The 12,928-nt window shown below is 58.1% G+C and carries 13 protein-coding genes; all 13 read left to right on the top strand.

Annotated features, from left to right (window positions below):
* Nucleotides 1-311 precede the first annotated feature (311 nt).
* The 13 genes from IB232_RS22060 (at nt 312) to IB232_RS22000 (ending at nt 12,927) form a co-directional block, all read left to right on the top strand.
* Entirely contained in the window at nt 312-1,520 is a 1,209-nt protein-coding gene (locus IB232_RS22060) for a hypothetical protein (RefSeq protein WP_192400701.1), read from the top strand.
* 1 nt (nt 1,521) lies between these two features.
* Nucleotides 1,522-2,823, top strand: a complete 1,302-nt coding sequence (locus IB232_RS22055) for a hypothetical protein (RefSeq protein ID WP_192400700.1) — start codon at nt 1,522-1,524, stop codon at nt 2,821-2,823.
* Nucleotides 2,804-3,247, top strand: coding sequence for a hypothetical protein (locus IB232_RS22050; protein WP_192400699.1), 444 nt, complete (start codon nt 2,804-2,806; stop codon nt 3,245-3,247). Before IB232_RS22055 ends, IB232_RS22050 begins: the two co-directional genes overlap by 20 nt.
* A 19-nt stretch (nt 3,248-3,266) precedes the next feature.
* Nucleotides 3,267-3,641, top strand: coding sequence for a hypothetical protein (locus IB232_RS22045; protein ID WP_192400698.1), 375 nt, complete (start codon nt 3,267-3,269; stop codon nt 3,639-3,641).
* Between the two features lie 12 nt (nt 3,642-3,653).
* A complete protein-coding gene (locus IB232_RS22040; protein WP_034023940.1) occupies nt 3,654-4,310 on the top strand; it encodes an HNH endonuclease in 657 nt (218 codons plus the stop codon).
* Entirely contained in the window at nt 4,307-4,789 is a 483-nt protein-coding gene (locus tag IB232_RS22035; RefSeq protein WP_192400697.1) for a hypothetical protein, read from the top strand. Before IB232_RS22040 ends, IB232_RS22035 begins: the two co-directional genes overlap by 4 nt.
* Nucleotides 4,773-5,627: a hypothetical protein gene (locus IB232_RS22030; RefSeq protein WP_045665559.1), complete on the top strand. Its 855-nt coding sequence runs from the start codon at nt 4,773-4,775 to the stop codon at nt 5,625-5,627. Before IB232_RS22035 ends, IB232_RS22030 begins: the two co-directional genes overlap by 17 nt.
* Before the next feature lie 22 nt (nt 5,628-5,649).
* Nucleotides 5,650-6,756, top strand: a complete 1,107-nt coding sequence (locus IB232_RS22025) for a hypothetical protein (RefSeq protein WP_192400696.1) — start codon at nt 5,650-5,652, stop codon at nt 6,754-6,756.
* A 9-nt stretch (nt 6,757-6,765) separates the two neighbouring features.
* Nucleotides 6,766-9,519, top strand: a complete 2,754-nt coding sequence (locus IB232_RS22020) for a type IV secretory system conjugative DNA transfer family protein (protein ID WP_192400695.1) — start codon at nt 6,766-6,768, stop codon at nt 9,517-9,519.
* Complete coding sequence (locus tag IB232_RS22015; RefSeq protein WP_192400694.1) at nt 9,516-9,899, top strand: hypothetical protein; 384 nt, start codon at nt 9,516-9,518, stop codon at nt 9,897-9,899. The genes IB232_RS22020 and IB232_RS22015 overlap by 4 nt, the downstream gene beginning before the upstream one ends.
* A 109-nt stretch (nt 9,900-10,008) precedes the next feature.
* Nucleotides 10,009-11,082, top strand: coding sequence for a hypothetical protein (locus IB232_RS22010; protein ID WP_192400693.1), 1,074 nt, complete (start codon nt 10,009-10,011; stop codon nt 11,080-11,082).
* Between the two features lie 250 nt (nt 11,083-11,332).
* Nucleotides 11,333-12,373, top strand: coding sequence for a ParM/StbA family protein (locus IB232_RS22005; RefSeq protein ID WP_034023933.1), 1,041 nt, complete (start codon nt 11,333-11,335; stop codon nt 12,371-12,373).
* A gap of 5 nt (nt 12,374-12,378) precedes the next feature.
* A complete protein-coding gene (locus tag IB232_RS22000; RefSeq protein ID WP_192400692.1) occupies nt 12,379-12,927 on the top strand; it encodes a hypothetical protein in 549 nt (182 codons plus the stop codon).
* Nucleotide 12,928: the final 1 nt, after the last annotated feature.

Here is a 12,928-nt window from a genome sequence, read left to right as displayed (position 1 = left end):
AGCGCGGCTTTGCATATCTATGCGAGTCAATCACGAGCAACGCATAACCGGTCTTCGATGATTCTCGAACCGCCTGTGAAAACGATTGATGTGATGCTTTCGAGACTATCATACTATGACAATACAATGGTAAACCAAATATACTTTGTATAGTATGACAATAAAATAATAGTATAAGCCAACCGAGCCTGTTGGACCGGAGGCTACCTGATGACTGAAAAGGCGTCAACAACAAGGCAGGAAGGGTGCGATTCTTGTGCTAAAGGAATTGCGCTGATATATTTCTGGCTATCTTTTTTGAGGTGTCTTTCATGGTGGATAAAGCAGAGCCAACCATCGGCCAGCTTGGGGAAAGCCAATCCCTGGAAGACCTCGACCGGGCTCAGGCTCCAGTCGAGGAGGGTGTGCGCAGCAAGCGCTCTTGGGGTGGGGTGGCCTCTGCACTCGGTCAGAACAGGCCCGCCCTGGTGATCGGTGCGGCCATCCTGTTGGCCGTTGGCACCTGGGCGTATCGCAAGAACGCGGTAGTGCCGGTCACTGATACCAACACGGCGATCGCTATCACTCCGCCGGCGCCGGCGGAGGGGCGCGGCTCGAATGACGTACGGGTGCAGGGCTTGGAGTCGAAGGTCGAGGAAGCCGCCCTGGCAGAGGCTGAGAAAACCAGTGGCACTTACGTGCCGCCGCTCGCGCCACTGGCACCGCCGGAACCACCGAAAGTTGACCGGGCACCTCCGCCGCCAGTTGCTCCGGAAGTGAGCTCGACTGCAAACAATCAGGCGAACAACCAGCAGGCGCAGCGCGCACAGAAAGAAGCTGAGGAGATTGAGAAGGCGGTCGCCATTCAGCTCGACGCGCTTTCAGCGCGGGTGGATGGCCCGGGCAAGATTGAGTCGACGCCTGTCACTCTTGATCTTGATGGTCTGAGCAAATCGCTGACCGGTGCCGGTCAGGCTGCAACTGCTGCCGGCGGCAGCTCCGAAACCCGTCTTGGCTACCCGATGGGTACTGTCTGGACGGCGACCCTGAAGACCGGGGCAGACACCGATCGCCCAGGCACTGTGCAAGCCATCATCGAGCAAGGTCCGTTCGCCGGGCGCACAGCGCTGTGCAATTTCACCTGGCCTACCCGCGAATACATCAACCTCGAATGCTTCGCCATCCGACTCGATAAAGAGTCGCTGCCTATCAAGATGGTTGCCGTTGGTCCCGACGAAATGCCGAACCTGAAGGCTGAGTACAACGGTCGGTACATCCAGCGGCTCGGTTCTCAATTCCTGGTTGCCTTCCCGGCTGCCTACGCAGAAGGCCTTGGTCGCGGCGGCACTACCGTAGTTACCAATGGAGGCACAACCTCCACCCAAGAAAAGTTGAGCGGTGCTGACCTCGCTATTTATGCCGCGGGCAAGGCGACTGAGCCGCTCATGAAAGAGGCCCAGGCCATCGCTGGCGAGATCAAGCCGCAGGCCAAAATCCCACCGATGCAGCTGATCGGTCTGATGCTCGCTGAGGACATTTAAAATGAGCGGTAACGACAACTTCTTCGATGATCTGCCGGTCAGCACCCGTCGCGAGAAATCCGATGATGCTGGAACTTCCGCGCCGGGTGGCATGGACGATTTCGTTCTTCCTCCTTCCGCTGAAGCCCTCAACGTTGATGAGCTCCTGGCCGGCCTTACGCCTCCACCAGTTGAGCAGTTCGAGCCGCAGGTAAGCGCCGCGGCAACAGTCCCGAGTGAGCCAGCGCCTCAAAATGATGTGCTCGACATGGACCTGGTTGAGTTCCCTGCCTCACCGGTCGACCAGAGCCAACCATTGGTTGCGCCGGCCCTGGAGCCTGTTCGTGACATTGATGGCATCGGCGAAAGCCTGAGCATCGCCGATGCTGATCCTCTCTCGCACGGATCGAATACAGACGCAGCACTAGGCGGCGCGACTGCTGCTGTCGCAGCAGAGAAGGAGAAGTCTGACTCGTTCTTCCAGAAGCATAAGGCGAAGATCGTTTTGGTTGTTCTCCTCGCGGTGGTGGCCGGGTGGAACTACCACAAGAAACAGAAAGCAGCGGAGATGGAGGCGTCCCAGGCCGCAATCAGCCAACCTGTTGCTCCCTACGAAGCTGCCATCCAGCAGATGCAGCAAGGCGACCAGAATATTTCGCACCTGGATCAAAATTCGGCACTGCCGTTTGACGAGCAGGCGCCCGCGGGCGATGCGGCTGCTCCGGCTGTCGACCCGTTTGGTGGGGCTGAAGATCCGTTCGGCGCGCCCTCAACTCCTGAAGTCGCGCAGCCTGCGATCGATCCTGTCCAACAGCAACCGGTGGCTCAGCAGCAAACGGCTGTAGCACCTGTTGAAGCGGTCGAGCCGCCAGTTACCCCTGCAGCCGAACCGGCTCCGGTTATTGCGGCTCCGCAGGATCTGCAACCAGTCGTAGACGAACTGAAGGCCAAGGTCGCTTCGCTTGAGAAAGAGCGTGACGACTGGAAATCTCGTGCACTCAAGGCAGAAGAAAGTGTCAAGCCCACTCAAACTGCCCAAGCGCAAAAGTCCGCCGCCGCACCTCGGAAGGAGCCTGTCCGCACTCAGCAGGCGCGGGTCGTTTCTTCTCGTCCTGCGGCCCAGCCGGCTCAACCCAAAGCGACCGTGGGCAGCAAGCCCGAAGTTCAATGGCTGGGTTCCTTCATGGTCGGCAATGCCTGGCATGCGCACGCGATCATCGCTGGCAGCGTATACGAACTGAGTCCCGGGCAGCGCATTGCAGGTCTGCGCGTCGATAGCGTCACCTCCACTGGAGTGAAAGTAAATGGCCATGAATTCCGTTAAGCAAGCGATCGTGAACCGCTACGCGGCCCTACTTGGTGCCGTCTGCCTTGCGTTGATGCCTCTGTATGCCATGGCAGGGATGGACGATGTGCTGAACGGTGGGGCTATCGGTGGTGGAAGCTCTGGGTCGTCCGCCAGCGCCGCGCGCATGGCTGCTGACTTGGGGCGGCTCTTCGAATCTCTCGTTCTGATCTTCGGGGTCTACTACGCCCTGAAGTCGGTACTCATCTATTCGCGAGTTGTCTCGGGGCGAGGAGCTGGCCAGCAAGAAAACATGGGAAGCGTTGCCTCCCACTTCTTTGCAGGAGTCGTTGCTTACCACTCTCGCACCTTTTTCAGCATGGTCCACAACACCATTCCGATGATCCCCGACTTTGGCCGGCTCGTTTATGACGCTGAGCTGATGATGGGCTTGATGTCCTAACCACCCCAGGAGCTTCACCATGAAAAAGTTGAAAGACATGTCCGTCAACCTGTACTGGAAAACCCAGATCGCCGCCGGCTCGATGATGATGAGCGCCATGGCCGCGGCCAGCTCGAACCCCATCGGCGCTAACACTGGCATCCAGGCTGGTGACAGCATCAACAACCTCAACCAGAACATTTCGGGCCTGCCCCTGCTACTGCTGAACGCGTCGCAGATCGCGGGCATCTTCTTTGCCTACAAGGCCTGGGACAACTGGTCCAAGGTGCAGAAAGGGAACGATCCTGAAGCAAAGCCCGGCAAAACCTTCGGTTACGGTGTCGCCGGCGTGGGCGCTTACTTCCTGCCGTCCTTCCTCGGCATGGGTGGCGCGACCCTGCTCCCGGGCGTGTGAGGAGCGATGGCGATGGCTTTGCTCTTGGGCGTAAAACGAGGCAACTGGCGTGAAGAAGAGATTCACAACGACAAGGTGTATCTCGACGCCCGGAGCAAAGCCATTTCCAGGGATCACTCCACCTGTCAGGAGTGCGCTTGGCAGGCTGATCGCTTCCAGGAAGGTCATCACAAAGACGATGACCATACCAACAACGATCCGGCCAACATCATCACCCTATGTGCATGGTGCCACCGCTCACATCACATAGGCCTCGCGGGCGTCTATGAACTTGGATACGCCGGGATCTCGACAGATCGATCCAAACCGATGCCGCCACAGGCCTTCCTGAATCAGGCCACCCGTTTCTATGACTGGGTGACTGCTCATGGAGCTAACGCAAAGCCCCACTTCATACAGTGGGCATACAACTTCGAAGAGTACCTGACCAACTGCATCGCAACTGCTGAGCGAGTCTTTGGCTCGTCTGAGTTGAGCGATATGGCCGAGATACTCGCCTCCATGAACAACGAGGAGTACGCCAAGCGCGGCGACCTCATTGGGGGCGTACGACTCATTCATCGTCGAATGCAAGACCTCAATCCGGCGAACGCGGCCGAGGCACATGAGCTTGAGCGCCGCAAATACTGGGTTTCTGTCATGAAACAACGTCTAGGGAGTCCAGCATGATGGATCGAAAATATTCGTCGTTCGCAGACCTGTGCATGATGACCAGCGCAGGTCAGCCATGGGCTCTCGATATGCGCACGCGATCGGGTAATCCCGCACTGCTGGCGTACCTGGTCAACAGCATCTGCAATCTGCTGGTGGAATCGAATGCGATCTCCGACGGTTTCAAGCGGGTGGATCAGGGGCTCACGGTTGTCCAGGGCGACGGTGCGGCGCAGCAACTTGCGCCCGCCCCGCTCGTGTTGCTCGCTCTGCGTTACGCCAAGAGCAAAATGATTGATGGCGGCCAGTGGCGAGCAGATGCACGCGAGGTTGTCATGGCTTGCTGCCCCGAGGTAGCCAAAGCCGAAGTAGGGCAGATGATCGAGCCCGAAGCTGCAGCTCACTGGGCTATGCCTCTGATGAGTGATACCTGGTTGAAGTCACCGCAAGTCGATCGCGAAGTGGCACCGGAGGCAGCATATGCTCCAGCGCGATGACTATGCCGGTCAGGCAAATGAACAGCTGAGCGAAGCAAACCTGCAGAAGTGTGTGGCCAGCTTGAAGCTGGTCGAGCCGCTGATGCTGGCTTCGTTGATCAGGCCCGGCCTGGGCGAGGACGTATCCGGTGAGGAAATCGTCAAGGCGCAATCCAAGCTGCTGTTCAGGACACTCGATCTCGCGGACCGGATACTGAAAAACCTGAATGTCGAAGCGCCGCTCACGCCAACGAACCGCTACCTGGTAGCCCGGGAGATCGTGGGGCTCGTAGCGATGCACTGGCGGCATGGAAGTGACCTTTCGGCCGCGGATATGGCAGCCCTGGCCGAACATGCAGTCGCCGGCGGCTTACAGTTGATGGATGCCTTGAACGCCGAACCGTTCACCCAAGGCGAAGATCAATCTGAGCGACTGAACAATGCGGTGGCAGCAACAACCGGCATCATGCTTGCGATGCGCGAAAAAGCGTCTCTTGGTCACCAGACAGTGGCGTTGTGCCGCGAGATGACCAATCACCTGGCCAAGGTGGTCGGCGAGCAGGCTGCTCGTTTACGGGTGCAGAATCACACTCCCGCGATCAAAACGCTGATCCGCGTGTGCTCTGACTACTACCCCATCCTTTGGGACTCCGAGATAACCGCAGCAACGAAACTTTTCGCGTCGCTGAGCTCAGATCCCGCGAAATTCCGCTCTGAAGCTGAGCGTCTGCGCACCTGGCCACTGGAAGCCTTCTTTAAGCGCGTGGAGGAGGCGGTAAACCTCTGCATTGGCATGGCCGCCAACATGCAGCAGCTGCTCGACTCTCAGTCCGAGCTCGACAGCACTCTGAACCCATAAGCGCCCACCGAGAGACCACCCTATGAACGGCAATAGTGGCAGCGATGACGCCGGCGCGATCTCGATCATGATCACCCTGGCGGCTGTATTGTTCCTCATCTTCCACTTCTCGGATCGCATTCTTTCAGTCTGGCAAGCGCTCATAGTTCCAGTCAGTCACGGTTGGGCGTGGCTCGCTGCAACTGACCTTGGCCAGCAGCTGATGCCGATAATGAAGCGCGACCCGCAGATCATTGCCAAGATCCCGGCCTACCTGGAAAGCCTCTCGCCGGAGCAACTGAAATCGCTGGGTTACACAGAAGCGAAGCGCTATGGCGACTATGTGCATCGGCTGACGACAGCTATTGCGGGCCCTCTCTTCATTTACCTCGGGTTCCGCTGTTTCAAGCACTCTCGCATGGAAGATCCCGAGATGTTTCGTGTGATCAAGGGGATTCCGGCGATCGTGCAAACCCTGAAGCGCATACCCGGGCGCGAGTGGATGAACGACATCATTGATGCGAGCAAGCTCGACCTGTTCAACGGGAAGATTGCACTTCAGGCGCCGCTCACGCCTTGGCGCATGGCCGAGATCTACCAGCTGTTCGAGCTTGATGAGCAGAAGAAAATCAAACGCTTCGACAAAGAGAAGGCCGCGGCTATTTTCAATCAAACCCTGGGCCAAGAGTTCACGACGGTCGAAGCTTTGGAGAAGGGTAAGTACGGCCGCGTTTGGAAAGCTCTCATCAGCCAGCTCCCCGCCCAGGATCGCAAAGCCGCCTCTCAGGCCGCAACCAAGGGTCATCTTTATGAGAAGACCGTGATCATTGGCCTTATCCGAATGATGGGTCGGGTCATGATCGTCGACTACGGTCCACTCGCTTTCCTTCGCTATCAGGATGTCGCCTTCTTTGATGCCGTCAGTTCTTGCGGGCGACGCACGAGCTTCGTGGCCGGCTCCGGAATCATGGGGCAGTTCCGTCATGAGGTTGAGATTTTCAATGCCTCGAAGGGGACCATGAAGCCGGAGAAGGATGCGGGCGGAAAGTGGGCCGCAGACTGGTTGGAAGAAGCTCTCAAGACTGATCCCTACGAGCGCCCGTGGGTCGAAAGCGACGACATCTGGGCATCCTTTGATCCTTGGCTGTAAGGACGAACAATGGCTATTGCACGCAAGCCGAACAATCGCTACAGCGAAACGGCCAAAGAGCTCGACTACAACCGCTATATTCGCGAGAACCTCACTGCCGCGGAGCGGATGAACTATGCCATCCAGGAATACGCTCCGCCCCTAATGATGGGCGCCGGCCTCATCTCGCTGGCCGCGCCTGGATTATTCGAGGTCACTGCAGGCGTAGGCGCGGCTGCCTACGGCGCGTTTGTGGCGACGAAGCAGCCTCACCAATGGCCTCTCTGTACGCCGTCCTACGTCTGCAAGGCTTCACCGCTGCACAAGAAGCTGTTCAAGGTTCAGCAGGCGCCGTTGGTGAAAGACGCCTTGGGGGTCGTTAGAAAGGTGAACATGCTGAAGACGATTCCAGTCGTCGGCAGCCTGCTTTTCCTCAAGGATCCTACCGAGATGATGGGGGACGGCATCCTCTATCTCGGCTCCGATATGGATAACGGTGGCGCGCAGATCTGGACATCCATGGATCTGCTGGTTCGCCACATTCTGCTTATCGGAACTACAGGTTCCGGTAAGACTCAGGCCATTCTCGGCATGATCGCGCAGCTGATGGCCCAGGGCAGCGGCGGGATCTTCTGCGACGGTAAGGCTGACATCACCACCTGGTTCATGCTCTATACACTCGCGCGCCACTTTGGCCTTGAGCGTCAACTGCTGGTGATCAACTACCTGACATCTGGTGGAGCGAACACCAAGCGCTCGAACACAACGAACATTTTCGAGATCGCCTCGGCAGATAGCCTGTCTGAAATGACCAGCTCGATGATGGGCGGTGGTTCTGGCGGCGGTAACGACGACATGTGGAGGGGGCGCGCCGAAGCCCTCTTCAACGTGATTATCCGGGCTGCCTGTGAAGATCGCGATTTGCGCGGTGAAACAATCGTCGCCGACGACCTGCGCCGGCGGATGACACTGCAGAAACTGCTTGAGCTCCCGCAGAACACGATCTATTCCCAGCGTGTCCGTGACGAGGCGCAGCTGTTCCTCAACGACCTGCCTGGTTACTCGGCTTGGCAGAAGGCGACTCAGCCTCAGGCGAAAGAGCAGTGCATGGGCCGCATGTCGGAGCAGCTGGGCTTCCTGCAAATGCAGTTCACCCGGGTGCTGTCGCTGCTCTCCGGAACCTACGGGTACATCACCGGCACCGACATCTCCGAGATCGATTGGATCGACGTTATCAACCAGCGTCGTACCGTCTACATCATGCTGCCTGCGTTGGAAAAGTCGCCAGAATCGCTGAAACAGCTCGGCCGGATGGTGGTTACCAGCATGCGTAACGCCATGCTTCCCATCATCGGCGGTGGCCAGCTGACCGGTCTCAAGAAGATCCTCATCGATGGCCGGCCGATCGGCAAACGAGTCCCCTACGGACTGTTCCTGGACGAATATGGCAGCTACTGCGTGGAAGGCTTCGGGGACGTGGTAGCCCAGATTCGCTCCATGGGCGTGTTCGCTTGCTTCAGCGGCCAGGACTGGGCGTCTTTCAAAAAGGGCTCTGAAGTGGAGGCTGATCGAGTCAACGCGAACACCAGTACGAAAATTTTCTTGAAAACGTTTGATCCCAACACCGTGAAACTCCTGGTAGACACCTGCGGCAAGAAGCTTGTCTCGGTGGCAGGTACATGGGGTGACCGCCCGAGTGGCGGACGTGCGGATATGCATACTGGCTACCAGTCTGTGGATGCGTTGCAGGTCCAAGAAGTCGATCGCGCGCGTATTGACCAGCTGGCTAGTCAAGACCCTGGTATGGCCCATATCTACTTCGGCGGGAAGCTCTGGACCAAGGCGAAGATGTTCTATCCCGACATCCAACAAAACGCCCAAAGCCAGGTGAACAGCTTCGTTCGGATGCGCACCCCAGTGGGAGTGAGTGGGATTGTTGAAGACGCCGAGCGGCTTATCGCTATGCGAAAGCATCTGGACAAGATCCAGGAGGCTGTGCGGTCTTATGCCCCTACCACCGAGGAGGCCGTAATAGACCTTGGCGATGAATTCCACCTCTGGTGCCAAAGCGCGATGGAAAGCAGCAAGGCGAGAGGAGGAGAGATCTTCAGTGCGATGCAGAAAGCAGCGGAGCAGATCTTCAAGGAAGAGCGCAAATCTGTACCTGGTCTGGCTGTTCCTGAACCGGCGAAGAAGGCCGCGTCAACAACTACACCGGCGGTAAAACCGGCGACAACCGCCGCAGCGCAACCTGCAGCGTCCCGACCTGCAGGCGATGCGCTCAGCCTGCTCGATCAGGCGGTTCGCCAACAAAAGCCATCCCCTGCGGAATTCAATGAATCGCTTCTGCCGGACATCGCTCCCCCTGACCTGATTCTCGATCACGCTGACTCGGCGGGCCGCACTGACAAGCAGCCAGAGCCGCTCGTGCATCCTTCGAATATCTCGTTCAGCATGGATGATCACGCACCGGATACTGCGACGCAGAACATGATCGCTCGCACCGCGGTGAGCGCGGCAGTGATGCAAGAGGTCAAGCAGATGCAACAAAACGGTAGCGATCCTGATTGGGCGGGAACGCTACCGGAGGCGCGCCTAGCCGCAAACACTGCGGTTAAGAACGCGAATCCGGAAGATCCACAGAACGCATACCCCGAGAGCCCGGTCCCTAAAAACTTTTCGGCCAACTCGCTTCGGGGCGCGCTATCAGATCTGAAGGGCAAGATGACCGATTCGCTGAAGGCAACGAGCCCTGCAGCGAGCGAGAAGGAGGAGCAGCAATGAAGTTGGTGAAGGGGAGTGCGCTCGACTGGCAAAGAACACGGGAGCTACTGGGTCAAGCGAGCCAGGAGATTGCTGTGCCTGATGCACTGGTTGAGTTGGAAGCAATGACGCTATCCGATGACCCGGATCTGCTTCCTGCGGAATCTGACTGGCCAATGATCGACATTGAGGGTGCCAACGAAAATGTTCGTGAGGTAGCTGCCGTGGTAACGGAAATGGTCGTGAGGCACAGAACCTTTGAGTCTCTCCCTGTGGGCCTCTGGAATCACCCGATCAGCATGACCGATCAGGCCATTGGTCAAGTCCTGAAAAGCCTGGGTTATCCCAAGCCCGAGCATCAATCGACTAATGCTGTAGGAAGGGTTCTTAGCTGGCCTTGAGTTTTATAACGCATACTCGATAGTAAAAGATACTTGCGCTTTTTCTATGCCGTGTCTAATGTGGTTTTTGATGGCGCTAATGCCAGCTAATACCCTCAGGAGCACGTCCATGTTCAAGCGCAAATCTCAAGACAAGTCGAAGCCCGTCAACAGCCTGATGCTGCAAGTTCAGGAGTACGTTGCCTCCGAGGGCAGCAAGGAGATCGATACCGTCATCGGCGTCGATCTGGAGGGCAAGCAATACTCCGTAATTCTCACCACTTCCGGTGACGCGGCCGAGAACGACAAGCGCAACACTCTGGCCTCGTTCGCCAATTCGAAATCCAACCACCACGTCCCGGTCGGCGGCATGATGCTGCTCAGCACCGTCTGGCTTCGTGAGCCGGAGAAGGAAGGCGCCCCGACCACCGGTATCGCTCGCTGGTCCGAATTCTTCGGCAACAGCCGCGAAGAGCTCTCCATCGGTAATGCGATGTATCGCGCCGGCACCAGTGCCGACGGCAAGGGCAAGGAAACCAACTGGGGTGCCCTGGATCGTCTCGGCAAGCCGCTGACCCTGACCGCCGAGCAGTTCCCGGGTGCCGTTGCGGCCCTGGCCGACAAGTGCGCTGCCGATCGCTCCCGTGCCCGCCCGATCGTTCGACTGCTGAGCGAAAGCGGCCAGGTGCTGGACTTCACCACCATCAAGCAGGGCACTGCCGAAGTCGAAGAAGGCGGCGAGAAAGTTCGCCGCGCCGAGAACGGTGCCCAGGTGGTCGAGGGCATGAAGAAGAACACCCGCCTGACCAAAATGCTGCAGGCTGCCGAAGCCGGTCAGGGTGTCCTGGAAATGATCCCGGTGATGTCCATCGAGATGTCCAAGAAGATGATGAACTCGCCGCGCGGCCACAACTACGTGGCCCTGGCGAAGCGCTTCCAGGACGAGAACCAGGTCTACGCCGCCGAGTGCTACATCCGTCGCGCCCCGTCGGACGACTTCAACTACATCAGTCATCTGTCGGTCACCAACAAGGATCGCTTCGATCCGCTGCTGCTGCCGTCTGATCGCTTCCCGCAACCGGCCTACAGCGCCGAGCTGCTGGCAGAGGTCGGCGTCGACCCCGAAAAGGTGAAGGGCAAGGGGCCGCAGGCTGAGCCTGAGCCTGAGCCCCAGTACGAAAACGCCCCTGGCTTCGATAACTGATCGACGCCTGGTGGAAAAAAGCCCCGCAATCGCGGGGCTTTTTTTCGCCATCACGAAAACTGGCAGACGGCGTGTTTTCGCTTAGCTATGCAATTTTATAACTAGATAATCCTGTTCTTACTAATCATAGATTTTCTGCGCGGCACTGTTGAAGTGATGGCGCTGAAAGGCTAGTATTTGTTTGCAATCGAGAGTGCAACGGTAAAACAAAACTCACGATGCGTACCGATCATTTTTGTGGAGACTGAGCATGAAAAAATTCGCTGTTGGCGCCGACATTGGCTGCAACTACGCCAAGCTGTATGCCGGCAAAGGCGCGCAGATCGCGATCCGTAGCACCGTGTCGACCAAGCCTCAGATCGGCGTCAGCATGGGTGGCAATGGCCCGGATGAAATCGTCATCCAGATCGAAGACAGCATCTACGCGGTCGGCCCGAAAGTCGCTGATCCCATCGATACTCGCTTCGCCAGCTATTACACCTCCGATATCAACGCCGCACTGGCTATGGCTGTTCTCCTTCGCCAATTCGGTGACCTGTCGGATGCGTCCATCGACGCGGTGTTCGGCATGCCGCTGAACGTGTTCTACAACTCGCGCGGCGAGATCAATTCGAAACTCATCGAGGAGCGCGCCAAAGCCTGGCGGCGCCCTGCAGCCGTCCAGCCTGGCAGCAAGGAGATGCGCCTACCGAAGAACGGTTCGGTATTCGGCAATCTGAATGGCGCCTCCGAGGGAGTGGCCGTTTATCTCGACTACATGATGAATGAGGACGGCGAGTTCCAGCACGCATCCGAAGAGCTCGTGGTCGTCGCCGACGTAGGCGGTAACACCACCGACGTTGCTCTGCTGGAAAATGGCAACCTCCTCTTCAACGGCACCTCGAATTCCTTCGAAGCAGGCGCTCTGCATCTCTACGAGCGCGTCGCCACCAGTGCACGGGACCTCATGGGCCTGATGCGCACCCCGCCGCTCCATGCTGTGGAGAAGGCAATTCGTGAAGAGGGCGGCTGGCTCACCATCGGCAACAACAAGGCGAACATCCGCGACATCGTTGCTGCCGAGCGCCGCGCCCTGGTCAACGAGATCGTTCCTCGCATCGAGAAGATCGTTACTAAGCGCGTCGACGAGCTCAGCACCATTCTGTTCGCCGGCGGCGCAGCGAAGCTCCTGGAGGAGGACCTGCGCCATGTGCAGGTAGGCAACGCCAAGGTTGTCGTTGTCGAAGATCCTCAGTTCGCCAATGCGCGCGGCTACTACAAGCTGGCTCGCCACCTCGCTGCTCAGGAGTAATTCCTATGTCGCGCGCAAAGCGATCACTGAAGCGTCGTCAGTTTCGCTTCTCACTTGACCCGATGGATCCGGTGGAGGGCGAAGCTCTTCGCCAGATCGACGAAATCGCAGATCAGGCAAAGGAGATGTTCGAGAGCATTTCCCAGGATGAAGCTGATCGCTATGCGTTCAAACGGATTCTTTTGGGTCTCCTGAAAGACCGACCAGTTGAGTTGGCGGCTCCGGCCCGCAGCGCGCCTGTAGCGATCGCGCCTGCATCAATCTCGGAGCCGGCGGCTGTTGCTTCAACGCCTGCGGCGCCACAACCCGAAGCAACCCGCACCCCAGTCGAGCAGCCACCGAAAGCCCAGGAAGTTCCCGTCGAAGCGGTGGGTAAAGAAGGCACCGAGGAGGAAGGAGCAGTCGACGGAAGCCAAACGTCGTCTGCCGCCACTGAAGCGAGTGTTTCTTCACCAGAGAAATCCTGGCACGAGGAACTGCTCAACAGCACGGCAGGAAAGCCTGCTTCAACTCTCAACAATCTTGTCTGGACGGGTAACCGTCCTTCGGAGTAGC

Source organism: Pseudomonas sp. PDM15 (genome assembly GCF_014851565.1).
Lineage (GTDB): Bacteria > Pseudomonadota > Gammaproteobacteria > Pseudomonadales > Pseudomonadaceae > Aquipseudomonas.
The sequence above is the reverse complement of the archived record's forward strand: the minus strand, read 5'-3'. Positions and strand labels throughout refer to the sequence as shown.

Excerpts from the sequence above, each read along its gene's own strand:
- IB232_RS22060 (WP_192400701.1), top strand. The coding sequence starts at position 312 with ATGGTGGATAAAGCAGAGCCAACCATCGGCCAGCTTGGGGAAAGCCAA.
- IB232_RS22055 (WP_192400700.1), top strand. The coding sequence starts at position 1,522 with ATGAGCGGTAACGACAACTTCTTCGATGATCTGCCGGTCAGCACCCGT.
- IB232_RS22050 (WP_192400699.1), top strand. The coding sequence starts at position 2,804 with ATGGCCATGAATTCCGTTAAGCAAGCGATCGTGAACCGCTACGCGGCC.
- IB232_RS22045 (WP_192400698.1), top strand. The coding sequence starts at position 3,267 with ATGAAAAAGTTGAAAGACATGTCCGTCAACCTGTACTGGAAAACCCAG.
- IB232_RS22040 (WP_034023940.1), top strand. The coding sequence starts at position 3,654 with ATGGCTTTGCTCTTGGGCGTAAAACGAGGCAACTGGCGTGAAGAAGAG.
- IB232_RS22035 (WP_192400697.1), top strand. The coding sequence starts at position 4,307 with ATGATGGATCGAAAATATTCGTCGTTCGCAGACCTGTGCATGATGACC.
- IB232_RS22030 (WP_045665559.1), top strand. The coding sequence starts at position 4,773 with ATGCTCCAGCGCGATGACTATGCCGGTCAGGCAAATGAACAGCTGAGC.
- IB232_RS22025 (WP_192400696.1), top strand. The coding sequence starts at position 5,650 with ATGAACGGCAATAGTGGCAGCGATGACGCCGGCGCGATCTCGATCATG.
- IB232_RS22020 (WP_192400695.1), top strand. The coding sequence starts at position 6,766 with ATGGCTATTGCACGCAAGCCGAACAATCGCTACAGCGAAACGGCCAAA.
- IB232_RS22015 (WP_192400694.1), top strand. The coding sequence starts at position 9,516 with ATGAAGTTGGTGAAGGGGAGTGCGCTCGACTGGCAAAGAACACGGGAG.
- IB232_RS22010 (WP_192400693.1), top strand. The coding sequence starts at position 10,009 with ATGTTCAAGCGCAAATCTCAAGACAAGTCGAAGCCCGTCAACAGCCTG.
- IB232_RS22005 (WP_034023933.1), top strand. The coding sequence starts at position 11,333 with ATGAAAAAATTCGCTGTTGGCGCCGACATTGGCTGCAACTACGCCAAG.
- IB232_RS22000 (WP_192400692.1), top strand. The coding sequence starts at position 12,379 with ATGTCGCGCGCAAAGCGATCACTGAAGCGTCGTCAGTTTCGCTTCTCA.